Consider the following 24215-nt stretch of genomic DNA (forward strand, 5'->3'; position numbering starts at 1 on the left):
GACTCCCCCGGTCCTGCTGGCTGCCCTCCTTCGTGCGCGTCCTTCGTTACACCTTTCGCATCCCCTTCCTGCTGTGGCACGTGCTGGTCCACCTGCCGTTGACGCTGCTGTTGATGACGCCGCCGCTCGGCCGGCTGCGGGTGGCCGGTGACTGGCTCGACCACCGCGTGCTGCGCTGGTGGTCGGGTGGGCTGATGCGCGTGTTCGGCATGCGCGTGCGCCGCGTCGGCGAGCCGATGCCGGGCGCAGTGATGTTCGTGGCCAACCACGTCAGCTGGATCGACATCGTCGCCCTGCACAGCCAGCGGATGATGGGCTTCGTGGCCAAGCGCGAGATCGCCGGCTGGCCGGTGGTGGGCTGGGTGGCCTCGCGCGGCGAGACGATCTTCCACCAGCGCGGCAGCCAGGAATCGCTGGGCGGCGTGCTGCACGAGATGCTGGCGCGGCTGCGCGACGGGCGCGCGGTGGGCGTGTTCCCGGAAGGGCGTACCCGCGACGGGCGCTCGGTCGGGCCGTTCCATGCGCGTATCTTCCTGGCCGCGGTCGAGGCCGGCGTGCCGGTGCAGCCGGTGGCACTGCGCTATGGCGAACGTGCCAGTGCGCAGCCGGTGGTGGCGTTCGCGCCCGGCGAGAGCTTCTTCGGCAACTTCATGCGCCTGCTCGGCGAGCCGGTGCGCCCGGTCGAAGTGGTGTTCCTCGAACCGGTGGCGCCAGGTGATGCCGAAGGCCGCCGCCGCATCGCCGACACCGCGCGCGAGCGGATCATCGCGGCCATGCGCACATGAACCCGGCCGCTGGCGACGGTGGCGACGGCATGGCGGCCTTCGCGCCGCCGCGCTGGCTGCGCAGCCCGCACCTGCAGACCATCCTCGCCACCAGCGCCTGGCGTCGCAATCGCGGCGCGCAGGCACTGGGCGCGACCGGCGCGGTGACGCGGCCGCATGTCGTCGACGGCGGCGAAGGCGTGCGCCTGCTCGGCCTGCACAGCGCCGTGCCCGGCGTGCAGTCGCGCGGCCTGGCCCTGCTGCTGCACGGCTGGGAGGGCAGCGCCGAATCGAGCTACATGCGCCTGACCGCGGCGCAGCTGCTGACGCGCGGCTTCGAGGTGTTCCGCCTCAACTTCCGCGACCACGGCGACACCCACCACCTCAATCCCGACATCTTCCACTCCTGCCGGATTGAGGAAGTGGTGCATGCGGCCTGCGACGTCGCGCGCCTGTTCCCGGCGCGGCCGATGGTCGCCGCCGGCTACTCGCTCGGCGGCAATTTCGCCCTGCGCCTGGCGCTGCGCGCACCGGCTGCCGGCCTGCCGCTGGCGGGCGTGGCCGCGGTGTGCCCGGTGATCGACCCGGCCCGCACCATGCTGCAGATGGAAAACGGGCTGTGGCTGTACATGCGCTACTTCGAGCGCAAGTGGCGCGGCTCCCTGCTGCGCAAGCGCGCGCTGTTCCCCGAGCGGGTCGACGTCGACGACGCCACCCTGCGCCTGGGCATGCGCGAGCTCACCGACTGGCTGGTGCGGCGGCATACCTCGCTGGGATCGATCGAAGCCTACTTCGACGGCTACTCGATCGCAGGTGATCGCCTGCGCGGCCTGCAGGTGCCGGCCCACGTGCTGATGGCAGCCGACGACCCGGTGGTCCCGATCGACGAGTTCCATGCGCTGTCGCTGCCCGAGGCCGCGCGCGTGGAGATCCAGCCCTGGGGCGGCCACTGCGGCTTCCTCGAGGACCTGCGCTGCAGCGGCTACGCCGAGCGCTGGACGGCCGCGCGGCTGGCGGGCGCGACCCGTTGTTGACCGGCGCTGCTCAGGTCAGCTTGACGCAGACGACCTAGAATTGGCGGATCGAGCCCACCGGCTCAACCCTGACGGACATGGCGACATGCTTGATGACGTAATCGCAGCCCTGCGCAACGGGCGTGTGGCCGAGGCTCTGGCACTGGCGGACAGCCACGCGACGGCTGCGCCTGACGATCCGGAGGCCCACCGGCTGCTGGCCGCCGCGCAGGCCGCCAGCGGCGACCTCGCCGCGGCGCACGCCAGTCTCGACCGCGCCTTCGCGCTGGCGCCCGACGACGCAGGTCTGCACTATCAGCGGGCGACCCTGCTGGTGGGGGAACGTCGGGCGGAAGATGCACGCTCCGAGCTCGCGCAGAGCGTTGCACTCGATTCCAACGAACTGCGCGCGTACCTGCTGCAGGCACAGCTGGCGCTGTGGGATCGCGATGTCGCGCGGGCCGAGCAGCAGTTGCGACTCGCCGCGAAGGTCCAGCCCGATCATCCAGGCGTATTGACACTGCGTGGGCTGGTATTGCTCGAGCAGGGGCGTCCAAAGGAGGCCTCAGCGCTGCTGGTCCAGGCCGTGAGCCAGGCGCCGGAGAATCCGCAGACGCGATACACCCTTGGCTTGGCCTTCCTCGCGGAAGGACACGCCGCGTTCGCCGAACAGGCGTTTGCCCGTGTGCTGGAACGGATTCCCGGCATGCACGCGGTACGCCTCCTGCTTGCCGAGGCCATCCGACAGCAGGATCGGCCCGCCGATGCTGCCGACGTCGTCGAGGCGGGGTTCGCCTCCGGACATGCTCCGCCCGCGGACATGCTTCGCCTTGCCGGTGAACTCCGCCTTGCAGCCGGCCAGGACGCGCGTGCGCTGGCCTTGCTCAAGCGCGGTGCCGCGGCCGCGCCGGAGGACCGCCGGCTGCTCGATGCGCTGATCGAGGCCCTCCGCCGCCAGGGCGACGCGGCGGATGCCCGGCAGACGCTGGAAACTGCCCTGGCTTCCGCTCCGGATATCGATGGACTCTGGTCTGCCCGGCTCTCGTTCGAACCCGGCGACGGAGACCTGGCCGGAATCGCCGAGCGCTGGGAGCTGGCAATACCTGGCTCGCTGCCTGCCATGCAGCTGCAGATGTGGCTGGCCGACCGCGCTGGCGACCGCCAAGTGGCCAAGGGTTACGCGGACCGCATCGTGGCCCTGGACCCCGGCCATTTTGAAGCGCACGTCCAGATCATCCACTCCCTGTTCTTCGATGATCCGCCTGCCGCGGTGGCGCACATCGAAACGCTGCTGCCGCAGGTCAGCGACGAGCGCACCTTGCGGATGATGCTCGGCTGGCTCGGACGCGCGCAGGACCGGGCAGGGTGGCCTGCCGATGCGGTGGGGACGTGGGCGCGGATCACCGCCATCGCCGATCCGCTGGCGATCGATCTTCCTGTCGGCAGCGGTGCAGAGAGCATGTCGGCGACGATGGCGGAGCGGTCTTCGGACCAGGGCCCGGTTTTCCTATACGGCCCGCCCGGATCCGGCGTCGAGCGCGTGGTCGGCACGCTGTACCAGGCGCTGCCGCAACGGACGCGAATGGATCGGATGGACGCGACGCCGCCCGACGATCTGCTGCAGGCGCAGGACACCGCGCGGCGCATCGCCGCCGGCGAGCTCAGCGCCCAGGCCGTGGCGGCCACATGGCGGGTAGCGCTGCCCGCACGCAAGGCTGCGGCCGCGACGGTCATCGACTGGCTGCCCTGGTGGGACCAGGCACTGTTGCCGGTCCTGGGTGACGCCATTGCGGATGCGTCCTTGTGGCTGGTACTGGCCGACCCGCGCGACATGCTGCTGGACTGGCTGCAGAGAGGCGGCACTTACCGACGCTACAAGGTGCAATCGCACTTGGCGATGGCGGACTGGCTGGCCGGCGTACTCCGGCAAATGGCGGCCGTCATCGCGGACAATCCAGTCTCTGTCCGGGTACTGCGCGTCGATGAGACTGCCGACAACGCCGTAGCGCTGGCGACCCAGGCAGGCGCGCTTGTTGGCACGACCCTGGTCCCGTTGCAGGCGTTGGGGCCCACCCGCTTTCCGTCCGGCCATTGGCGCCGCTATGCCGACGTCCTGGCCGAACCGTTCGCGCTGCTGACGCCGGTCGCCAAGGCGCTGGGCTATCCTGAAAACTGATCCCTGCCGGAGATCCGTGATGCAGATCCGCAGCGACAGCTTCGAACACCGCGGCGTGATTCCCGCGGAATTCGCGATGGGCGCGGCCGACGGCTTCGGCGGCAACCGCAATCCGCACCTGGCCTGGGACGATGCGCCGGACGGCACGCGCTCGTTCGCGCTGCTGTGCATCGATACCGACGCGCCGACCGATCCGACGCTGGCCGGCAAGGAGGGCGTCGAGATCCCGGTGGACCATCTGCGCGGCGATTTCGTGCACTGGGTGATGGTCGACATCCCCGCCGACGTGCGCCAGATCGCCGCGGGCAGCTGCAGCGACGGCATCGACAAGCGCGGCAAGAGCGATCCTCCGGGGCCGGCCGGCGTGCGCCAGGGCCTGAATGACTACACCGGCTGGTTTGCCGGCGATGCCGACATGGGCGGCGACTACCTGGGTTATGACGGCCCCTACCCGCCGCCCAACGACCTGCGCATGCATCGCTACTTCTTCCGCCTGTTCGCGCTCGACGTGGCACGGCTCGAGGTGCCGGTGAAGTTCGCCGCCGCCGACGCGCTGCGCGCGATGCAGGGACACGTGCTCGCCGAGGCGGCGATCCACGGGACCTACTCGCTCAACGCGCGGGCCGGGGCCTGACCCTGGGCGATCCCCGCTGTAGGCCTGTGGCCGCCGGCGACACGGTTCAGGGCGCCACCGCCTCCGATTCCACCACCATGTCGAGCACGTAGGCGGTCGACGAACCGTCGGCCGGCGGGTTGGCGAGGTTGAAGCGGTCGAGCCGCAGCACGTTGCGGATGCCCGGCTCGTGGGTGTAGCCCTCGATTTCCTGGTAGAAGAACTCCCACTCGCCAGCTTCCTGGCGCAGGCCGTTGGCGTCGAACGTGACCTCGCGCACATGCAGGCAGCGATGGTCGGGCATCAGCGGGTGGTGGCAGGCCACGCGCTGCGGCGCGACCTCCAGGAACACGCGTTCGCCTTCGCCGCCGTGCCGCGAGGCCGCCGTCGGCTCGCCGGTGAACGTCAGCCGGTCGCCGCCGGCGGTGGTCAGCACCAGCGTGCCGTTGCCGCCGGCCACCAGCGTGCCGGCGCCGGCCAGGCGTGCGCCGATCGCCTCGTCGGCGGCCATCAGCGCGCCACCGCCGCAGAACATCTTGGTCTGCGCCAGCGCACCGACCTCGAACCGGTCGCCCGATAGCGTGTAGCCCCCGTTCATCTGGTTGCAGCCGCCGCTGATCGAGACCCGGCCATCGGCGAAATCGAGCTGCAGGGGCTTGGCCGGATCCGGGAGCAGCGCGTCGATGCGCTGGCCCGCGGCATCCGCCGCATCGGTCAGGCGCCAGTGCGAGGCGGCCAGGGCCGCGGCGTCCAGCGCCGGGGCGGCGGCGGTGGCGGCCGCGGGTGGCGGGGGCGTGTCCGCCGGCGGCTTGGACGGGGCGCAGGCCGCCAGGGCGACGACCAGCAGCAGCGGCAGGACAGGACGCATCGCAGTCTCCTTCGGGCGGGACGGCCCCAGCCTACGCGCCTGCCGCCCGGAGGCAAAGTCCCGGGATGTCGATCCGCGCGACGGGCGTTCGTCGTCGATGCAAGACGCGGTCGCTGCGGCGGCGCGATCGGAAACGTCGCACGCACAAGGAGATCCCATGTCCCGCCGGGGCTTCGTCAATTTCCCGGTCAGGGACCTCGATGTTCCGGTGCGGTTCTTCACCGCGCTCGGCTTCGATTTCAACCCGGAGTTCACCGACGCGAACGCGACACTGCATGGTCGTGTCCGACGACAACTTCGTGATGCTGCCGCTCGCGGCGTCGCTGCCGCACGCGCGCGACTCGCGCCCCGGACCAGCGGCCGGCAATGCGCCATGCAACGATCCGCCGCCGCGCATCGAGCCGGCGCCGGCGACATGACTTCCGCGGCTTGCATGCCGGTCGGGTGCGATGTTCTGATCCGGGTCGATGGTCGTCCCGGACCCACGCCGCAGCATCGACGCCGTCTGGCGCGCCGAATCACCGAAGGTGATCGGGGCGCTGATGCGCATGGTCCGCGACATCGACCTGGCCGAGGAACTGGCGCAGGACGCGCTGGTCGCCGCGCTGGAGCGCTGGCCCGGCGGTGGCGTGCCTGACAACCCGGGCGCATGGCTCATGGCCGCCGCCAAGAACCGCGCGCTGGACCATCTGCGCCGCGACCGCATGCTCACGCGCAAGCACGCGCAGATCGCGCACGAGCTCGACGGCCTGCACGACGAGCTGCATGCCGCGCGCGAGGCCGCGCTCGACGACGACATCGGCGACGACCTGCTGCGCCTGATCTTCGTCGCCTGCCATCCCATGCTGTCGATCGAAGCGCGGGTGGCGCTGACCCTGCGGCTGCTGTGCGGGCTGACCACCGACGAGATCGCGCGCGCGTTCCTGGTGCCCGAGGCGACGGTCGCGCAGCGCATCGTGCGCGCCAAGCGCACGCTCGGCGAGGCCGACGTGCCGTTCGAGGTGCCGCGCCGCGACGAACTGCCGGAGCGGATGTCGGCGGTGCTGGGCGTGGTCTACCTGGTGTTCAACGAAGGCTACGCCGCGACCACAGGCGACGACCTGATGCGGCCGGCGTTGTGCGCAGAGGCGCTGCGGCTGGGGCGCCTGCTGGCCGGGCTCGCGCCCGGCGAGGCGGAAGCCTGCGGCCTGCTTGCGCTGATGGAACTGCAGTCCTCGCGCGCGGCCGCACGGGTCGGGCCGTCGGGAGAGCCGATCCTGCTGCAGGACCAGGACCGCGCCCACTGGGACCGCGCCGCGATCGAACGCGGCCTGGCGGCGCTGGCGCAGGCGGAACGTCTGTCCAGGGCGCACGGGGCCTACACGCTGCAGGCCGCGATCGCCGCCTGCCATGCCCATGCCGCGCGCATCGATGACACCGACTGGACGCGCATCGTCGCGCTGTACGACGCGCTGGTGGCGCTGGCGCCGTCACCGGTGGTGAAGCTCAACCGTGCAATGGCCGTGTCGATGCGTTCCGGGCCCGCGCAGGCGCTGCCGCTGGTCGATGCACTGATGGCCGAACCCGCCTTGCGCGACTACCACCTGCTGCCGGCGGTGCGCGGCGACCTGCTGCACAGGCTTGGCCGCGCCGGCGAAGCGCGCGCGGAATTCGAGCGCGCCGCCGCCCTGACCCGCAACGCACGCGAGCGCGCGCTGCTGCTGGCGCGCGCCGACGCCGCGGCCCGGGGCTGAGCACGGTCGTGGACGTAGATGCGACTGGCCCGCTCTGGATCTGCGACGAAGCATGGCGCGACATTTCGACGGCCGGACGCCGCCAGTCGGACAGCGACGGGCCACTGCGATCGGGGTCGCGCGAACGCGTGGTCGTGATCCGCCTGCAGCGCGACCGGCCACGCGCGCTGCAGGCATGCGGACCGGAGCCCGCGCGGTAAAAGGCGCGTTTCGCTCAGTCGCCCGCCGGCAGCCACAGCAGCAGCGCGGCGCCCAGCGCGATGCGGTACACCGCAAAACCGGTAAAACGGTGCTGCTTGATGTAGTCCAGCAGCCACTTCACCACCACGAAGCCGGTCACGGTGGCCGCCGCGAAGGCCAAGGCGACATCGCCCCAGGCTTCGCCGCCGAGGCCGCCATCCTTCCACAGCTCCAGGAACGCATACGCGCTGGCCGCGAACATCGTCGGGATCCCCACCAGGAACACGAATTCGGTCGCCGCCGAACGTCGGCCCAGCCCCGCCAGCATCGCCATGAAGATCGCCGCGGCCGAGCGCGAGGTGCCGGGGAACACGCCTGCCACCACCTGCGCCAGGCCCACCAGCACCGCCACCGTCCAGGTCACGTGGACCGCGTCGCCGCGGCGCTCGGCCATGCGCTCGGCGAAGATCATCCACACCCCGCCCAGGATCAGCGCCCAGGCGATCGGCGTCACCGTGTCGGGCAGTTCCCAGCCGGCCAGCCGCACCGGCAGGCCGACCACGGCCGTGACCAGGAACGCCACCGCCAGCTTCATCGCGTAGTCGCGGTGCTCACGTTCGCCAAGGCCGGTCGCCAGCTGCCAGATGCGCTGGCGGAACACCAGGGTGATTGCCAGGATCGCGCCAGCCTGGATCACGATGTTGAAGAAGTCCGAGCGCGCGCCCAGCCAATACTGGGCGATCAGCAGATGGCCGGTGCTCGACACCGGCAGGAATTCGGTCAGCCCTTCGAGGATGCCCAGCAGCAGGGCGGACAGCGGATCGGACATGGGGTCGCTTCTGGCGGAGTCGGGCAGGATAACGGAAACCCCTGCAGCAACCGGCGTGCGCGCATGGTCGTGCGCAGTGGCGTCGGTGACCCGGCAGGATCCGACAGCAGGGCGGGTTGCCGATCCCCCCGATGGTGCAAACCCAACGAAACCTTCACCAGAATGAGGCGTGATTTCCCGAGGGATGGTTCGTATCCGTCTGATATCAACAACTTGGAGGTTGGCACGGCCTTTGCGTATCAACCTGCATCATTCGCACACCAGAGGCTCCCATCCGATGTCGCTCGAGAACGTGGAAAAGCTGATCAAGGACCACAAGGTCGAATTCATCGACCTGCGCTTCGTGGACATGCGCGGCGTGCAGCAGCACGTCACCTTCCCGGCAAACATCGTCGAACCGGCGCTGTTCGAGGACGGCAAGATGTTCGACGGCTCGTCGATCTCCGGCTGGAAGGGCATCGCCGAGTCGGACATGATCCTGCTGCCCGACGCCTCCACCGCCTACCTGGATCCGTTCTACGCCGATCCCACGCTCAACCTGACCTGCGACATCCTCGATCCGGCGACGATGCAGGACTATTCGCGCGATCCGCGCGGCATCGCGCGTCGTGCCGAGGCCTACCTCAAGTCCACCGGCATCGCCGACCAGGCCTTCTTCGGCCCCGAGCCCGAATACTTCATCTTCGACTCGGTCCGCTTCGCCAACGAGATGGGCCACACCTTCTTCCACGTCGAGTCCGAGGAAGCGGCCTGGAACACGGGCAAGGAATACGAAGGCGGCAACAGCGGCTACCGTCCCGGCGTAAAGGGCGGCTACTTCCCGGTGCCGCCGACCGACTCGCTGCACGACCTGCGCGCGGAGATGGTCAAGACGCTCGAGCAGATCGGCATCGAAACCGAAGTGCACCACCACGAGGTCGCGACCGCCGGCCAGTGCGAGATCGGCACCAAGTTCAACTCGATGGTCAAGAAGGCCGACGAGTTGATGGCGACCAAGTACGTGATCCGCAACGTGGCGTTCCGCAACGGCAAGACCGCGACCTTCATGCCCAAGCCGATCGTCGGCGACAACGGCAGCGGCATGCACGTGCACATGTCGCTGGCCAAGGGCGGGCAGAACCTGTTCTCCGGCGACGGCTACGGTGGCCTGTCGCAGATGGCGCTGTGGTACATCGGCGGCGTGTTCAAGCACGCGCGCGCGATCAACGCCTTCGCCAACTCCGGCACCAACAGCTACAAGCGCCTGGTGCCGGGCTTCGAGGCGCCGGTGATGCTGGCCTACTCGGCGCGCAACCGCTCGGCAAGCTGCCGCATTCCGTGGGTGTCCAACCCCAAGTCGCGCCGCATCGAGGTGCGCTTCCCCGATCCGCTGCAGTCGGGCTACCTGACCTTCACCGCGCTGATGATGGCCGGCCTGGACGGCATCAAGAACCAGATCGACCCGGGCGGCCCCAGCGACAAGGATCTGTACGACCTGCCGCCGGAAGAAGAGAAGAAGATCCCGCAGGTGTGTTCCAGCCTCGACCAGGCGCTGGAAGCGCTGGACGCCGACCGCGACTTCCTCAAGGCCGGCGGGGTGATGAGCGACGACTTCATCGACGCCTACATCGACCTGAAGATGCAGGAAGTCACGCGCTTCCGCGCGGCGACCCACCCGCTCGAATACCAGATGTACTACGGCCTCTGATGCACGCTTGACTCCTTCCCCCGCTCGCGGGGGAAGGCCGGGATGGGGGCAAGGCGCGCGGCGCCGAGCGTTCCCGCAATGAACATCCATCCATTGATCCAGCGCCCGGCGGCGAGCCGGGCGTGCGGCCCTCCCCCACGCGGGCCGCGGACTTTTCCAGGGCGAGGAACACGCAACGCCGAAGCAATCGACAGCACGGACAGGAAAGGTGATGACCGGTCGAGGCGCCACAGAGTGCCCGTCGGCACCCACGTCGGGCATGGGGATGCCGGGCCGGGTGGAACGCGCAGTACGCAAGACCGGGGAGGGCTTTCCACTCACTAAGGAGCCTGTCATGTCGTCTCGCAAGATCGCAGTTGCCACACTCCTGTCCGCCGGGCTGATGCTCGCCGGCAATGCCTCTGCCGAGGTGTCGGGTTCCGTCACGGTGGTCAGTGACTACGTGTTCCGCGGCATCACCCAGACCAACGAAAATCCCGCCCTGCAGGGCGGCGTCACCTGGAACCACGACAGCGGCTTCTACGCCGGTGCCTGGGGCAGCAGCATCAGCTGGCTGTCCGATTCCGATCCCGATGTCTCCAGCCAGGTCGAACTCGACGGCTTCGTCGGCTACGCCGCCGATTTCGGCGACAGCGGCGTGGGCTACGACGTCGGCGCCAACTACTACTGGTATCCGGGCGACTACCCGGCCGGCTTCACCGACGTCGACACGCTCGAGCTGTACTTCGGCCTGAGCTGGAACGTGCTGAAGGCGAAGTACTCCTACGCCACCACCGATCTGTTCGGCATCCCCGACTCCGACGGCAGCGCGGCACTCGATCTGGGCGCGGGCTGGGAGTTCGACGGCGGCTGGAGCATCGGCGCGGGCTATGGCCGCCAATGGGTAAGCGGCTACAGCGGCGAGCTCGACTACGACTACTGGAAGCTCACCGGCGGCAAGAGCTTCGAGAACGGCTTCGCCATTGGCGTGGAATGGCACGACACCGATCTCGCCGGACTGGACGACACCGTACTGGTGTCGCTGTCCAAATCGTTCTGAGCGCGCACACCAAGAGAGGCGACCCATGAAACTGATCATTGCCATCATCCGGCCGTTCAAGCTCGACGAAGTGCGCGAGGCGCTGGCCGAGGCCGGCGTCAACGGCCTGACCGTCACCGAGGTCAAGGGCTTCGGCCGCCAGAAGGGCCACACCGAGCTCTATCGCGGCGCGGAGTACGTGGTTGATTTCCTGCCCAAGCTCAAGGTCGAGGCCGCCGTTTCCGACGAGGCTTTCGAAGCGGCGCTGGAGGCGATCAGCCGCTCCGCGGGCACCGGCAAGGTCGGCGACGGCAAGGTGTTCGTCGTCGCGCTTGACCAGGTCATCCGCATCCGCACCGGCGAGATCGGCGCCGATGCGCTCTAACCCACCTGTGGAGGCTCATTCCATGAAATTCCTTTCGTTCTCCGGGTGGAAGACCCGTATGCAGGTGCTGGGACTGGCCCTGCTGGTGGGCGTGGCCGGGCTGACCGGCACGTTCGATGCACTCGCGCAGGATGCGACGGCGCCTGTGGCCGAGGCGGTTGCCGAAGCCGCCGCCGCGCCGACCGTCGACAAGGGCGACGTCGCCTGGATGCTGACCTCGACCATGCTGGTGCTGCTGATGGTGGTACCGGGCCTGGCGCTGTTCTACGGCGGCATGGTGCGGTCGAAGAACGTGCTGTCGGTGTTGATCCACGTGATCTCGGTGTTCTCGCTGCTGGTGGTGCTGTGGATCGTCTACGGCTACTCGCTGGCGTTCTCCGGCGAAGGCGCGTGGATCGGCAACCTCGACAAGCTGTTCCTCAAGGGGGTGACGATCGACACGCTCGTGGCCACGTTCACCGACGGCGTCAGCCTGCCGGAGTACGTGTTCGTCGCGTTCCAGTCGACGTTCGCCGGCATCACCGGCGCGCTGATCGTCGGTGCGTTCGCAGAGCGGGTGAAGTTCTCGGCGGTGCTGCTGTTCTCGGTGATCTGGTTCACGCTCGGCTACCTGCCGATCGCGCACATGGTCTGGGCGACCGGCGGATTCCTGTTCGAGCGCGGCGCGCTGGACTTCGCGGGCGGCACCGTGGTGCACATCAACGCGGGTATTGCCGGCCTGGTGGGCGCGTACTTCGTCGGCAAGCGCGTGGGCTACGGCCGCGAGGCGCTCAAGCCGCACAACGTCACCATGACCTTCGTCGGTGCGTCGCTGCTGTGGGTGGGCTGGTTCGGCTTCAATGCCGGCTCCAACCTGGAAGCCACCGCCGGCGCGGCGCTGGCCTTCATCAACACCCTGGTGGCCACGGCCGCGGCGGTGCTGGCGTGGGCGCTGACCGAGAAGCTGACCAAGGGCAAGGCCTCGGCGCTGGGCGTGGCCTCCGGTGCCGTCGCAGGCCTGGTCGGCATCACCCCCGCGGCGGGCCTGGTCGGTCCGCTGGGCGCGATGGCGATCGGCGTTGCCGCGGGCGTGACCTGCGTCTGGGGCGTGACCGGGCTGAAGAAGCTGCTCAAGGTCGACGACACTGCCGACGTGTTCGGCGTGCACGCGATTGGCGGCATCGTCGGCGCGATCCTGACCGGCGTGTTCTACGCACCCGCCCTCGGCGGGCAGGGCGGCGACGACTTCAACATGGCGGCGCAGGTGGGCACGCAGGCGCTGGGCGTGGCGCTGACCATCGCCTGGATCGGCATCGTTTCCGTCATCGGTTTCCTGGTGGCCAAGCTGGTGTTCGGCCTGCGCGTGAGCGAGGAAGCCGAGCGCAACGGCCTCGACATCAGCAACCACGGCGAGTCCGCCTACGAGAGCTGATCATGCAGTGATACACCTCCCCCACGAGGTGCAGGCGGGCAGCGCAGGCTGCCCGCTTTTTCTTTTGGGTGTGCGGGGCGGCTGCGGCTGCATTGTGACCGCTGCGCCTGGCGGCCGGCTGGATCAGGATCGCTTGCCGATGCCGGCGAAACCAGTTCCCGCCCGTTGCGCACACGGGCGATGCAGGATTCCGACGGCGCCGTCTATCATGGGTCTCCAGGCGCCCGAGCCGTTCCCGCCGATGTCCCGTCCCGCTTCCACCCTGCGCGTCGCCGTCCTCGAGGACGATGCCAGCCTGCGCGACAACCTGCTGCTGCCCGAGCTGCGCGAACACGGCTTCGCGCCGGTGGGCGCCGCCTCGGCCGCGGAGTTGTACCGGAACCTGCTGCAGCATCGGTTCGACCTGGCGCTGCTCGACATCGGGTTGCCAGACGAGGATGGCGTCAGCGTCGCCGGCCACCTGCGCGAACTGCTGCCCGACATCGGCATCGTGATGCTGACCGGCAACCAGCAACGCGCCAGCCACCTGCAGGCGCTGGTCAATGGCGCCGACGCGTTCCTGCCCAAGCCGGTCGACATCGACATCCTGATGGCGACGCTGCACTGCCTGGCCAGGCGGCTGCGGGCGCCATCGGCCCACGGGCGCGAGCCGACGGAGCATGGCGGGTCCAGCCCCTGGCGCCTGGAGTCGGACGGCTGGTGCCTGGCCGCGCCGACCGGCACGCTGCTCGCGCTGACGGTGCTCGAGCGCGAACTGATGCGGCGGCTGCTGGACGCGCGTGGCGAGGCGGTGTCTCGCGATCAGCTTGTCCAGGCGCTTGCGCGGGGAGGCGATGTGCACGACTTCGATCCGCGGCGGCTGGACATGCTGGTCCACCGGCTGCGCCGCAAGGTGGCCGGGACGGTCGGCAGCGCCGCACAGTTCCCGCTGCTGGCCGCGCGCGGCGTCGGCTACCTGTTCGCCGGCTGAGGGTCTGCACCGGCCCCGGCACGCGGTAATTCGATCCGGAACCGGGTGCCGCGGCCAGGCTCGCTCTCGACGCCGATCTCGCCGCGTGCGCTCCGGATCATGTCGCGCACCAGCGCCAGGCCCAGTCCGGTCCCGCTGCCGGCCGGCTTGGTGGTGTAGAACGGCTCGAAGATCCGCGCGCGAAGGGCTTCGGGAATGCCCTGTCCGGTGTCCTCCAGGTCGAGTCTGACGCGCTGGCCGTCGGCCCCTCGCGCGTCGCCCGCGCTGACCGTGAACTCGCCACCGTCGGGCATCGCGTCGCGTGCGTTGCCGGCGATGTTGAGGAGCATGAGGATGAAGCTCGCGCGGTCCAGCCGCACCGGCAGCGGTTCGTCGCCGGCGTGGATGCGCACGCGGATGCCCGTGGGGAACAGCTGCCGCAGCATCGGTCGCAGTTCCGCCAGCGCCTCGCGCAGGTCGAACACCTCGGGCCGCAGGATCTCCTGACGACTGAAGTCGAGCAGCTTGCGATTGATCTCCAGTGCGCGACGCGCCTCCACTTCGACCCCGGCGAGCGCGTCGACCAGCCCGGGCTTGCCGCGGTCGGCCAGCCGCTCGCGCCGTTGCGCGTAGCCCAGGATCACGCTGAGCACGTTGTTGAAATCATGGGCGACGCCGCTGGCGAGCTGGCCGGTGGCCTCGACCTTCTTCGCATGGATCAACTGGGCCTGCGCGCGCTCGCGGGCGCTCATCTCCTGTTCCAGTTCGCCCTGGCGGACGTCGGATTCGTGGAGCGCCTCGCGCAGCGCCGCCACCGTGCGGTCGAGCATGATCGCGACGATGAAGTACGAGGACGCGATCGACGGCGCGTTCTGGAACGCGCGCGGACCCAGCTCGGCGTAGTCGACCAGGCAGCCGGTGGCCACGATCGCGAGCAGCGCGCAGAAGATCAGCCACAGCGCGCGCCGGCCCAGCACCAGGCCGCCCACGATCAGCGACAGGAACTGGTCCGACTGCCCGATCATCATCAGCTGGAAGCCGGACGTGAAGTGGTTGACCCAGGTCGTGGCCACCAGCGTCGCCAGGTAGAGGACCACGGCTGGGCGGAACAGGCCCCTGCGGATCCACGCCAGGCTCACGCCCGCCGCGATCACCATCAGCGCCGCCAGCGCGATGTTGACCTGGCCGCCGCGCGGTACGCCGAGCTTGGCCAGGTGGTAGCCCCACATGGTCGGCAGTGCCACCAGCAGGAACAGCAGCAGGATCTGCATCGCCGGGGCGTTGCGCCGGTCGACCGGGTCGTCGATCGGCACGTCGTGCAGCCAGCGGACAAGCGCATCGAGCATGTGGGCGGCACCTGCGGCCAGCGGCCGGACCAGCGTCCCGGACCGACGAAAGAAAGCGCAATTATGCGTAGGCAAGCCGCATTTTTTGCAAGGTTTCGTGGATGACGCGCGCAGTCGTCATCACCCATCGTACCGGGAGTTGGCGGTTGCGGTGCCGTGTTCCCGGCGGGAACGGCCGTCGCTGGTAGCGCCGGCAGCGCGTCCTGCCGCAGCCGGTGCAGGCTCCGCCAACCGCCCGGCAATTGTCCCGATCGAGGAATCCGATTTTGAACAGGATCTACCGCAAGGTGTGGAGCAAGTCGTTGTCGATGCTGGTCGTGGCTTCGGAGCTGGCGGGTTCCACGCGTGGGGGTCCGGTGTCGTCGGGCGGTACCAGACCCAGTCGGCGGCGGTCGCTGCTGGCGTTGGCCTGCGTCGGCGGTTTGGCGACGGGCTTGGCCGGACAGGCCCTTGCGGCGGACGCGATCTGCATCGATCCAGTCGCTGACGCGCCTGTGGGCGGGACCCCTGGCAGCGGGAGCGGGGTGACCTGCGGCGAGGGCGCGCTGGCTGATCGCGCCGGCATCGAAGCGACCGATGCGGTGACCGCGGCGGACCGGTACTTCCAGGCCACCGGCAGCGAGGCCAGTGACGCCGGCGCCTGGGCCGAAGGCGACGAGGCCACGGCCGCGGGTGAAGCGGCGAACGCGATCGGCAGCGGCGCCTCGGCTTTCGGCGGCGGGGCGCTGGCCTATGCCGACGGCACCACCGCGATCGGCCACAGTGCGTCCGCGCTCGATGCCAACGCCACCGCGATCGGCAGCCAAAGCGCTGCGACCGTCGCCCACGCGACCGCGCTGGGCAACGGCAGCACGGCCAGCGCCGCGTATGCGACCGCGATCGGCTCGGCCAGCACGGCCAGCGGCGGCAATGCGGTGGCGATCGGCTTCATGAGCGCGGCCTCCGGCCCGAATGCGCTGGCAATCGGCGGTGCAGCCGCGAGTCAAGGCACCAATACGATCGCACTTGGCGTCAGCAGCCAGGCCACCGCCGCGTTTGCTGCCACGGTCGGCTTCGCCTCCGCCGCGACCGGCGTCGCTTCGGCGGCCTTCGGCCCCGCCGCCCGCGCGACCGCCATGAATGCCGCCGCGTTCGGCGGCGGGGCCCAGGCGACAGCCGGATACGCCACCGCGGTCGGCTATGGCGCGCGCGCCACGTTCGCCTACACCACCGCAGTCGGCAACGGCAGCCTGGCCAGCGGCCAGTCCGCGACCGCGGTTGGTGGCGCAGGCATCTTCGCCGGTGGCGCCAACGCCTCGGGTGCCTACGCATCGGCGTTCGGGCACAACGCACGCGCCACCGCCGGCAATGGCACCGCCATCGGCACCAACACGCTCGCCGGCCCCGATACCGCCAGCCTCACCGCCGCGATCGACACCACCGCCGTGGGCACCGAAGCCTGGGCGACCGAGGACGGCGCGACGGTAGTCGGCTACAACAGCTACGCGCAGGCGCTGGACTCGGTGGTGCTGGGTTCGAATGCCTGGACCACCAAGGACGCGCACAACAGCGTCTCGCTGGGCGCCGGCTCGCTGGCCGACCGCGCCGACACGGTGTCCGTGGGTGCGGCTGGTGACTGGGCCGACGCGTCCGGCGTGGTCCACGGCGCGATCGATCGCCAGGTCACCAACGTGGCCGCGGGCACGGAAGCCACCGATGCGGTCAACGTCGGCCAGCTCAACGAAGCCGTCGCCGACATCGAGGAAGGCAACAAGTATTTCCATGCGACCGGCAGCGAGAACAGCGACGCTGGCGCCTGGGCCGAAGGCGACGAGGCCACGGCCGCGGGCGAAGCGGCGAACGCGATCGGCGACGGCGCCTCGGCCTTTGGCGGCGGCGCGCTGGCCTATGCCGACGGCGCGACCGCGATCGGCCAGGGCGCGACTGCGCTGGGGGCCGACTCGATTGCGATGGGCACCACCGCCAATGCGCAGGACGTGAACGGCGTGGCCATCGGCAACGCCAGCAGCGCCGCTGGCGCAAATACCGTGGCGCTTGGCCTACAGGCCAATGCCGAAGGGCCGTCCTCGATGGCGATCGGGGCGCACAGCCTCTCTTCGGGCATGTTTTCGATTGCGGTCGGCGGACTGGCGGAAGCGACCGGTCTCGCCGCCACGGCGATCGGCCCGACCGCCTGGGCGACCGGCCGCGAGTCGACCGCGGTCGGCTCTGCCGCAACCGCAAGCCAGTGGTACGCGTCGGCGCTGGGCGCCGGATCGCAGGCGGGGTTCTTCGGCACCGCGATCGGCGCGCTGAGCAACGCGGCGGAGGTCGCGACCGCGATCGGCCAGGGCACGATCGCCGCCGCGGCCGGTACCGGCGTGGGCGTGCAGGCATCCGCCGGCCAAGGGGGAGTCTCGATCGGCAACAGCGCCACCACCGCGCAGTTCGGCACTGCGGTGGGCTCGAACTCGCTGGCGGGCCGTGACTTCGACTCGGTGACCGATGCGATCAACACCGTAGCCGTGGGCGGGGAAGCCTGGGCGACCGAGGACGGCGCGACGGTAGTCGGCTACAACAGCTACGCGCAGGCGCTGGACTCGGTGGTGCTGGGTTCGAATGCCTGGACCACCAAGGACGCGCACAACAGCGTCTCGCTGGGCGCCGGCTCGCTGGCCGACCGCGCCGACACGGTGTCCGTGGGTGCGGCTGGTGACTGGACCGACGCGTCCGGCGTGGTCCACGGCGCGATCGATCGCCAGGTCACCAACGTGGCCGCGGGCACGGAAGCCACCGATGCGGTCAACGTCGGCCAGCTCAACGAAGCCGTCGCCGACATCGAGGAAGGCAACAAGTATTTCCATGCGACCGGCAGCGAGAACAGCGACGCTGGCGCCTGGGCCGAAGGCGACGAGGCCACGGCCGCGGGCGAAGCGGCGAACGCGATCGGCGACGGCGCCTCGGCCTTTGGCGGCGGCGCGCTGGCCTATGCCGACGGCGCGACCGCGATCGGCCAGGGCGCGACCGTGTTCGGCCTCAATGCCACCGCGCTGGGCAGCGGTGCGTTCGCCGAGGCCGAAGAGGCCTTTGCCGGCGGCCATGGCGCGCAGGCGCTCGGCGGCGCCAGCATCGCGCTGGGCAGCAACGCCATCGCCGAAGGCACCGGCGGAATCTCGATCGGCATGGGGACCGAATCGGCCGGGTTCATGTCCACCGCGGTCGGCACCTACGCCGTGGCCGGGGGGCCGTTCTCCACCGCCGTCGGCGCCACGGCCTGGGCGGTCGAATGGGACGCCACCGCGATAGGCACCGGCGCGACCGCGTACTACGCGGGTACCGCGCTGGGTTCAGGCGCCACTGCCGGTGCGTTCTCGATCGCCATTGGCGGGTACGCGCAGACCGGGCACTGGGTGTTCGACGAGGTTTCGGGCACGTCGTACTACGAGTCGCTCGGCGGCACCGCGATCGGCACCAGCGCCAATGCGACGGGGCTCAATGCCGTTGCCCTGGGCACCTACAGCAATGCCACCGGCGCCGACAGCATCGCGATCGGCTTCAACACCCTGGCTGGCACGTACTGGGATTCCCCGCTGGTGGGCGACCACACCACGGCGGTCGGCAACGAGGCCTGGGCGATCGGCATGCACGCGGCCGGCTTCGGCTACAACAGCTTCGCCGCTGCCGACCAGGCGACCTCGCTGGGTGCCAACGCGTGGGTGCTGGGCTCGGCAGGCAACAGCGTGGCCCTGGGCCACGGCTCGCTGGCCGATCGCCCCAATACGATCTCGGTGGGCGCTGCGGTCGACTGGTCGCCCTCGTACGACGGCGATGGCGACGGTCTGCCCGATGGCATCACGATCGCCGCCTTCGATCGCCAGATCGCCAACGTCGCCGCCGGCACCGAGGACACCGATGCGGTCAACCTCGCGCAGCTGCGCGAGGTGTCCGACGGGGTGGGTGCGCTGGCCGATGGCGTGGTGAGCTATGACGACGCGTCGCGCGGGACGGTCACCCTGGCTGGTGCAACCGGCACGGTGATCACCAACGTCGCCGCCGGCGCCCTGGCCGAAGACAGCATCGACGCGGTCAACGGCAGCCAGCTGTTCGAGACCAACGAGCGCGTGGGCGTGGTCGAGGGCCGGGTCGACGAGCTCGACGGCCGCATCGGCGACATCGAGGGCGTAGCCGCCAACGCGGTGGCCTACGACGACGCCAGGCGGGCAACGGTCACGCTGGGTGGCGACGATGGCACCCTCATCGACAACCTCGCGTCCGGTGCAGTCTCGGCCGGCAGCGGACAGGCGATCAACGGCGGCCAGCTGTACGAAGCGCTCGACAGCGCCGCGCAGCTCATCGGCGGCGGTACGGCGGTGACCGCACTGGGCACGCTGTCGGCGCCCACCTTCATGATCCAGGGCGCCAACTACTTCAGCGTCGGCGACGCGCTGGGCGCGCTGGACGCGCAGGTCAGCCTGCTCGGGCAGCGCCTCACCGGAGTCGAGGGGCAGGTTGCGACCGGCGCAGGGAACGACCGCGTCGCGGTGGGCGGGGAGACCCCGGCGCGGATCGGCGAGGACACCAACGCGGTCGCGATCGGCGATGGCGCCACGGCGAATGGCGAGAACGGCGTGGCGGTCGGTGGTGGTGCCCATGCCGAAGGTCCGGATGACGTGGCGATCGGCGGCAATGCCCGCGTGGGTGCCGACGGCAGCGTCGCGGTGGGGGCCAACGCAAGCATCGGCGCGGCGGCCACCGATTCGGTGGCGCTGGGCGAGGGCGCGGGTGTCACCGCGGCCTCGGGCACGGCGATCGGCCAGGGCGCGAGCGTGACCGCCGAAGGTGCCGTGGCCCTGGGCCAGGGCTCGGTGGCCGACCGCGCGAACACCGTCTCGGTCGGCAGCGCCGGCGGCGAACGCCAGGTCACCAACGTCGCAGCGGGCACCGAGGACACCGACGCGGTGAACGTGGCCCAGCTCGACACCTCGGCCACCCGCACGCTGGCGCAGGCCAACGAGTACACCGACCAGAAGTTCGCGGCCTGGAACGACAGCTTCAACACGATGCGCAACGACATCGAGCACCGCTTCGGCGACATCGAGCGCCGCGTGGACCGCCAGGGCGCGATGAGCGCGGCGATGCTGAACATGGCGACCAACGCGGCGGGCGCACGGACCGAGCGCGGCCGGATCGCGGTCGGTGCCGGCTTCCAGGGCAGCGAGGCGGCGCTCTCGATCGGCTACGGGCGCAGGATCGGCGACCGCGGCTCGTTCAGCGTCGGCGGCGCGTTCAGCGGCGACGACAGATCGGCGGGCGTCGGCTTCGGCCTCGACCTCTAGGGCAGCGCCCCATCCGCGTCGCCGGCGCTGCGCCGGCGACGCACACCACGTTGCGCGCAGGCGCACCTACTCAGCGGAGATCGGTTGATGTTGAAGAAGAATACGCTCGGCCTGGCAGTTGCCGGCATCGTCCTGGCAACGGCTGCGGTGGGCCCGAACGAAGCGGCGGTCGGGCCGAAGCCGCCGCAGGTGGCGGCACTGCGCACGGTTCCGGTCACGAGCGCCGGCGGCGACCGCCTCATCGTCAAGTACCGGGCAGGCGCGGCCGCGGCGCGCAGCCTGGGGGGCAAGCTGGCAACGGTGAACAGGGCAGCTGCGCGCGCCCTGGTCGCGACGGCGCGCGCGGGCATCGGCGCCAGCATCGCACCGGTCTCGGCCAACCACGTGCGGGCGATGGCGGTCGGCTCGGACGTCATCAGGCTCTCGCGCAAGCTTGGGCGCAACGAACTCGACCATCTGGTGCGCGAGCTGTCGGCGGACCCCGCGGTCGAGTACGCCGAGATCGACGCACGGATGTACCCGCTGCGCACGCCCAACGATCCCCACTACGCCAGTCACCAGTGGCACCTGCAGGACACCGCCGGCGGGATCAACCTGCCCCCGGCCTGGGATCTGTCGACCGGCGAGGGCGTGGTGGTCGCGGTGCTCGATACGGGCGTGCTGCCCGCGCACCCGGACCTCGGAGCGAACCTGCTTGAAGGCTACGACTTCATCACCAACCCGTTCATGTCACGCCGGGCGACCGCGGACCGCGTCCCCGGTGGCTTGGACCTGGGCGACTGGACCGTTGAGTACGACGAGTGCTACGCGGGCTCGGAGCCTGCACCCAGTTCCTGGCACGGCACCCATGTGTCCGGCACGATCGCGCAGCTGACCGACAATGCCGAAGGCGTAGCCGGCGTGGCGTTCGACGCTCGCGTGCTCCCGGTGCGGGTGCTCGGCCGCTGCGGTGGCCAGCTGTCGGACATTTCCGACGCGATCGTCTGGGCCTCGGGTGGCGGCGTGGCCGGTGTGCCCGCGAACGAGAATCCGGCCGAGGTGATCAACATGAGCCTGGGTGGCTACGGCAGCTGCGGCCCGACCTACCAGGACGCCATCGACATCGCCGTGGGCAACGGCAGCGTGGTGGTGGTCGCGGCGGGCAACTCGGCCGAAAACGCCAGTGACTTCCGTCCGGCCAGCTGTGCCAACGTCATCAACGTCGGCGCCAACCGCTACAACGGCGGCATCGCGTTCTACTCCAACCATGGCACCTCGGTCGACATCTCGGCGCCCGGCGGCGGCGCCTGGGAGGATCCGGGCAACAGCGGCTGGGATGGCTACATCGTGCAGAGCGGGTCGCTGGACCCGGAAACCGACCAAGGGAACTACGACTACGTCGGCATGATCGGCACGTCGATGGCCGCGCCGCACGTCGCCGGAGCCGCAGCCCTGGTGCAGGGTGCGCTGGTCGGCGCCGGCCGCGACCCGCTGGACCATGCCGGCATGGAGGCGCTGTTCAAGCAGACCGCGCGCGTGTTCCCGGTCGCGATCCCGGCCAGCACGCCAATCGGCGTCGGCATCCTCAACGTCAAGGCGGCGCTGGACAAGGCGCTGGAGGTCCCGTGCGAGGTGGACTGCGCCCCGGACGCGATCGCGCTGGTCAACAAGGCCGAGGTGCGCGGCCTGTCCAACACCAGCAACGATGGCGTGTACAGCTTCGAGGCCGCGGCCGGCCAGACGTTGAGCTTCCTGACCATGGCCGGCAGCGGCAACGTGTCGATCTTCGCCAGCCGCGGCGTGGTGCCCACCGAAGCGACGTTCGACGCGAAGTCGACCCGAGCGGGCAACACCGAGACGATCCGCTTCACCGCGCCGCAGGCCGGCACGTACTACGTACGCCTGACTGGGGTTTACGCCGGGCTGACGCTCGTCGCGCGGCAATAAACGCTCCAGGGGACGGGGGGCCGGAGGGCGTGCGCCTGCTCCCTCCGGCCTTCCCGGTTTTCCCATGGCTTGCAATCGCGGCAGGCAGGGGCTGCAATGGCCCCATGCATGCATTCCTCCGCCTCGCCGCGGCCACGGCCTGCCTCATGGCCCTCTCCGCCTGCCAGCATGGGGCGCCGCGAAATCCGATGGCGACATGGGTGCCGTCGCCGAACTTCGATGTCCGCCGCGCGCAGGTGATCGTGCTGCATTACACCGAGCAGGATTCGGTCGAGCGCAGCCTGCACACGCTGCGGACCGCCAACAGCGGTGGCCGGGTGAGTGCGCACTACCTGGTCGGCGATGATGGCCGCATCTACCAGCTGGTGTCGGACGAACACCGCGCCTGGCATGCGGGTGCCGGCAGCTGGGGCGCGATCCACGAACTCAACTCGGCCTCGATCGGCATCGAGATCGACAACGACGGCGTGGAGCCCTTCAGCGAGCCGCAGGTCGCGGCGGTGGTGCGCCTGCTCGAGGACCTCACCACGCGTCACCGCATTCCGAAGGCCGCGGTGATCGGCCACTCGGACCTGGCGCCGGGGCGCAAGATCGATCCGGGTCCGCTGTTTCCATGGCAGCGGCTGCACCAGGCCGGCTTCGGCATCTGGCCCGATGCCGACGCGCCGTCGCCGCCGCCCGGGTTCGATCCGATCAACGCGCTGCGGCTGATCGGCTACCCGGTCGACAGGCCCGAGGCGGCAATCCACTCCTATCGCATGCGTTTTCGTGGCGACAACGGCAAGGCGCTGGACGATGAGGACCTGCGCATCCTGCATGCGCTGACCTGGTGGCGCTCGCCGGTGTCATCCACGGACGCCGGCGCTCCGTAACCCCGATCGAAGCGCCGGTGCGCCGGGACGCCCGGTATCCGTGTTGCCGGCTGCCCTGCAGCCAGGATCCCCGCAGATCGCAGCCGAGTTCAAGCGCAGTCTCGTCACCGGCCGTCATCGGCCTGCGGGCGGAATCACTGCGACGCAAAAACACGGCGCAGCGGTGTCCCACTCAACCTGCCTTGCTCGCCCGGCCGCCCGACTTGGCCGGCTTCTTCGCCGGCTTTTTCTTTGTCGCGACCTTTTTCGTCGCCTTCTTCGCCGGCGTGCGCTTGTTGTCGCCCAGGCTCTTTTGCAGCAGGGCCACGAAGTCGACCACGTTGGTGGTCGCGTCCTCGCTGGTGGCTGGCTCTTCCAGCACCTGGGTGGTCGCGCCCTTGTCCTTGATGCGCTTGCGGATGATCTCGGACAGGCGCTCGCGGAACTCGTTGCGGTACGCGTCCGGCTGCCATTCCGTGGCCATGGAATCGACCAGCTGCGTGGCCATCTCCAGCTCCTTCGGGCTGATCCGGTAGTCGCCGGTGTTGCCCTCGGGCAGCTTGTATTCGGCCGGGTCCACCAGCTCCTGCGGGTAGCGCATCATCATCAGCACCAGCGCATCGCCCAGCGGCATCACCGCAGAAAGATATTCGCGGGTGCGGATCACCACCCGCGCCACCCCGATCTTGCCGGCCTTGCGCAGGGTTTCGCGCAGCAGCACGTAACCCTTCTCGGCCTTCTTGCCCGGCACCAGCACGTAGGGCTTCTCGAAGTAGCGGATGTCGATCGCCTCGGCGTCGACGAAGGCCTCGATCTCGACCGACTCGTGCGTCTCGGGCGAGGCCGCGGCGATGTCGGACTTGTCGATCACCACATAGCTGCCCTTGTCGTACTCGAAGGCCTTGATGATCTCCTTCCACGGCACTTCCTCGCCGGTGTCGGCGTTGACCCGCTCGAAGCGGATCGGCTTGCGGTCGCGCGCATCGAGCATGCGGAACGACAGGTCGTTGCTGCGCGCGCCCGACATCAGCGAGACGGGCACGTTGAGCAGTCCGAAGCTGAGGTTGCCGGTCCAGATCGGTCGGGCCATGCCATCGCTCGCAGGTGGAAACGGACCGACAGCCTGCCCCGGGCGGTGTCGTGGCCTTGTG

The 24215-nt window shown here is 70.0% G+C and carries 17 protein-coding genes and 2 pseudogenes; 14 read left to right on the forward strand and 5 right to left on the reverse strand.

Features of this window, described 5'->3' with window-relative positions; genetic code table 11:
- The first annotated feature begins 32 nt into the window (after positions 1–32).
- The 4 genes from ACW5DW_RS16640 (at position 33) to ACW5DW_RS16655 (ending at position 4587) form a co-directional block, all read left to right on the forward strand.
- Complete coding sequence (locus ACW5DW_RS16640; protein ID WP_457020419.1) at positions 33–785, forward strand: lysophospholipid acyltransferase family protein; 753 nt, start codon at positions 33–35, stop codon at positions 783–785.
- On the forward strand, positions 782–1798 hold the full coding sequence (locus tag ACW5DW_RS16645; protein ID WP_457020420.1) for a YheT family hydrolase: 1017 nt from the start codon (positions 782–784) through the stop codon (positions 1796–1798). Before ACW5DW_RS16640 ends, ACW5DW_RS16645 begins: the two co-directional genes overlap by 4 nt.
- Before the next feature lie 85 nt (positions 1799–1883).
- Positions 1884–3953, forward strand: a complete 2070-nt coding sequence (locus tag ACW5DW_RS16650; RefSeq protein WP_457020421.1) for a tetratricopeptide repeat protein — start codon at positions 1884–1886, stop codon at positions 3951–3953.
- 19 nt (positions 3954–3972) lie between these two features.
- A complete protein-coding gene (locus tag ACW5DW_RS16655) occupies positions 3973–4587 on the forward strand; it encodes a YbhB/YbcL family Raf kinase inhibitor-like protein (RefSeq protein ID WP_457020422.1) in 615 nt (204 codons plus the stop codon).
- A gap of 46 nt (positions 4588–4633) precedes the next feature.
- On the opposite strand, the gene ACW5DW_RS16660 is transcribed toward ACW5DW_RS16655, so the two are convergent.
- Together ACW5DW_RS16660 and ACW5DW_RS16665 are read right to left on the reverse strand one after the other, a co-directional pair.
- The gene (locus ACW5DW_RS16660) at positions 4634–5434 is read right to left on the reverse strand and encodes a DUF4377 domain-containing protein (RefSeq protein ID WP_457020423.1); all 801 of its coding nucleotides are present in this window, start codon (positions 5432–5434) and stop codon (positions 4634–4636) included.
- Between the two features lie 31 nt (positions 5435–5465).
- Complete coding sequence (locus ACW5DW_RS16665) at positions 5466–5984, reverse strand: hypothetical protein (protein WP_457020445.1); 519 nt, start codon at positions 5982–5984, stop codon at positions 5466–5468.
- Between ACW5DW_RS16665 and ACW5DW_RS16670 the strand changes: the two genes are divergently transcribed.
- Positions 5902–7167 carry an RNA polymerase sigma factor gene (locus ACW5DW_RS16670; RefSeq protein WP_457020424.1) on the forward strand — a complete coding sequence of 422 codons (1266 nt, stop codon included), beginning with the start codon at positions 5902–5904 and terminating at the stop codon, positions 7165–7167. The genes ACW5DW_RS16665 and ACW5DW_RS16670 overlap by 83 nt on opposite strands.
- 214 nt (positions 7168–7381) lie before the next feature.
- On the opposite strand, the gene ACW5DW_RS16675 is transcribed toward ACW5DW_RS16670, so the two are convergent.
- The gene (locus ACW5DW_RS16675) at positions 7382–8176 is read right to left on the reverse strand and encodes an undecaprenyl-diphosphate phosphatase (protein WP_457020425.1); all 795 of its coding nucleotides are present in this window, start codon (positions 8174–8176) and stop codon (positions 7382–7384) included.
- 277 nt (positions 8177–8453) lie between these two features.
- On the opposite strand from ACW5DW_RS16675, the gene glnA reads away from it, so the two are divergent.
- The 5 genes from glnA to ACW5DW_RS16700 all read left to right on the forward strand — a co-directional run bounded on the left by glnA (position 8454) and on the right by ACW5DW_RS16700 (position 13647).
- Positions 8454–9863: a type I glutamate--ammonia ligase gene (glnA, locus tag ACW5DW_RS16680; RefSeq protein ID WP_457020426.1), complete on the forward strand. Its 1410-nt coding sequence runs from the start codon at positions 8454–8456 to the stop codon at positions 9861–9863.
- A gap of 334 nt (positions 9864–10197) precedes the next feature.
- Complete coding sequence (locus ACW5DW_RS16685; protein WP_457020427.1) at positions 10198–10902, forward strand: TorF family putative porin; 705 nt, start codon at positions 10198–10200, stop codon at positions 10900–10902.
- A gap of 25 nt (positions 10903–10927) precedes the next feature.
- A complete protein-coding gene (locus ACW5DW_RS16690) occupies positions 10928–11266 on the forward strand; it encodes a P-II family nitrogen regulator (protein WP_457020428.1) in 339 nt (112 codons plus the stop codon).
- A gap of 91 nt (positions 11267–11357) precedes the next feature.
- Positions 11358–12677: an ammonium transporter gene (locus ACW5DW_RS16695; RefSeq protein ID WP_457020444.1), complete on the forward strand. Its 1320-nt coding sequence runs from the start codon at positions 11358–11360 to the stop codon at positions 12675–12677.
- Between the two features lie 241 nt (positions 12678–12918).
- Positions 12919–13647, forward strand: a complete 729-nt coding sequence (locus ACW5DW_RS16700) for a response regulator transcription factor (RefSeq protein WP_457020429.1) — start codon at positions 12919–12921, stop codon at positions 13645–13647.
- Here ACW5DW_RS16700 and ACW5DW_RS16705 read toward each other — a convergent pair.
- On the reverse strand, positions 13629–14972 hold the full coding sequence (locus tag ACW5DW_RS16705; RefSeq protein ID WP_457020430.1) for a sensor histidine kinase: 1344 nt from the start codon (positions 14970–14972) through the stop codon (positions 13629–13631). The genes ACW5DW_RS16700 and ACW5DW_RS16705 overlap by 19 nt on opposite strands.
- Before the next feature lie 308 nt (positions 14973–15280).
- Between ACW5DW_RS16705 and ACW5DW_RS16710 the strand changes: the two are divergent.
- The 4 genes and pseudogenes from ACW5DW_RS16710 to ACW5DW_RS16725 form a co-directional block, all read left to right on the forward strand.
- A pseudogene (locus ACW5DW_RS16710) lies at positions 15281–19066 on the forward strand (hypothetical protein); the annotation flags it as partial.
- A gap of 468 nt (positions 19067–19534) precedes the next feature.
- Positions 19535–20287 (forward strand): annotated as a pseudogene (locus ACW5DW_RS16715) (YadA family autotransporter adhesin); the annotation flags it as partial.
- A gap of 87 nt (positions 20288–20374) precedes the next feature.
- Positions 20375–22213 (forward strand): S8 family serine peptidase, encoded by a 1839-nt coding sequence (locus ACW5DW_RS16720; protein ID WP_457020431.1) that lies wholly within the window; start codon positions 20375–20377, stop codon positions 22211–22213.
- A 104-nt stretch (positions 22214–22317) separates the two neighbouring features.
- Positions 22318–23085 (forward strand): N-acetylmuramoyl-L-alanine amidase, encoded by a 768-nt coding sequence (locus ACW5DW_RS16725; RefSeq protein ID WP_457020432.1) that lies wholly within the window; start codon positions 22318–22320, stop codon positions 23083–23085.
- A 172-nt stretch (positions 23086–23257) separates the two neighbouring features.
- On the opposite strand, the gene ku is transcribed toward ACW5DW_RS16725, so the two are convergent.
- On the reverse strand, positions 23258–24154 hold the full coding sequence (gene ku / locus ACW5DW_RS16730) for a non-homologous end joining protein Ku (protein ID WP_457020433.1): 897 nt from the start codon (positions 24152–24154) through the stop codon (positions 23258–23260).
- Between the last annotated feature and the right edge of the window lie 61 nt (positions 24155–24215).

The sequence above is a fragment of the Luteimonas sp. A482 genome, assembly GCF_054072655.1.

Excerpts from the sequence above, each read along its gene's own strand:
- ACW5DW_RS16645 (WP_457020420.1), top strand. The coding sequence starts at position 782 with ATGAACCCGGCCGCTGGCGACGGTGGCGACGGCATGGCGGCCTTCGCG.
- ACW5DW_RS16650 (WP_457020421.1), top strand. The coding sequence starts at position 1,884 with ATGCTTGATGACGTAATCGCAGCCCTGCGCAACGGGCGTGTGGCCGAG.
- ACW5DW_RS16655 (WP_457020422.1), top strand. The coding sequence starts at position 3,973 with ATGCAGATCCGCAGCGACAGCTTCGAACACCGCGGCGTGATTCCCGCG.
- ACW5DW_RS16660 (WP_457020423.1), bottom strand. The coding sequence starts at position 5,434 with ATGCGTCCTGTCCTGCCGCTGCTGCTGGTCGTCGCCCTGGCGGCCTGC.
- ACW5DW_RS16670 (WP_457020424.1), top strand. The coding sequence starts at position 5,902 with ATGGTCGTCCCGGACCCACGCCGCAGCATCGACGCCGTCTGGCGCGCC.
- ACW5DW_RS16665 (WP_457020445.1), bottom strand. The coding sequence starts at position 5,984 with ATGCGCATCAGCGCCCCGATCACCTTCGGTGATTCGGCGCGCCAGACG.
- ACW5DW_RS16675 (WP_457020425.1), bottom strand. The coding sequence starts at position 8,176 with ATGTCCGATCCGCTGTCCGCCCTGCTGCTGGGCATCCTCGAAGGGCTG.
- glnA (WP_457020426.1), top strand. The coding sequence starts at position 8,454 with ATGTCGCTCGAGAACGTGGAAAAGCTGATCAAGGACCACAAGGTCGAA.
- ACW5DW_RS16685 (WP_457020427.1), top strand. The coding sequence starts at position 10,198 with ATGTCGTCTCGCAAGATCGCAGTTGCCACACTCCTGTCCGCCGGGCTG.
- ACW5DW_RS16690 (WP_457020428.1), top strand. The coding sequence starts at position 10,928 with ATGAAACTGATCATTGCCATCATCCGGCCGTTCAAGCTCGACGAAGTG.
- ACW5DW_RS16700 (WP_457020429.1), top strand. The coding sequence starts at position 12,919 with ATGTCCCGTCCCGCTTCCACCCTGCGCGTCGCCGTCCTCGAGGACGAT.
- ACW5DW_RS16705 (WP_457020430.1), bottom strand. The coding sequence starts at position 14,972 with ATGCTCGATGCGCTTGTCCGCTGGCTGCACGACGTGCCGATCGACGAC.
- ACW5DW_RS16720 (WP_457020431.1), top strand. The coding sequence starts at position 20,375 with ATGTTGAAGAAGAATACGCTCGGCCTGGCAGTTGCCGGCATCGTCCTG.
- ACW5DW_RS16725 (WP_457020432.1), top strand. The coding sequence starts at position 22,318 with ATGCATGCATTCCTCCGCCTCGCCGCGGCCACGGCCTGCCTCATGGCC.
- ku (WP_457020433.1), bottom strand. The coding sequence starts at position 24,154 with ATGGCCCGACCGATCTGGACCGGCAACCTCAGCTTCGGACTGCTCAAC.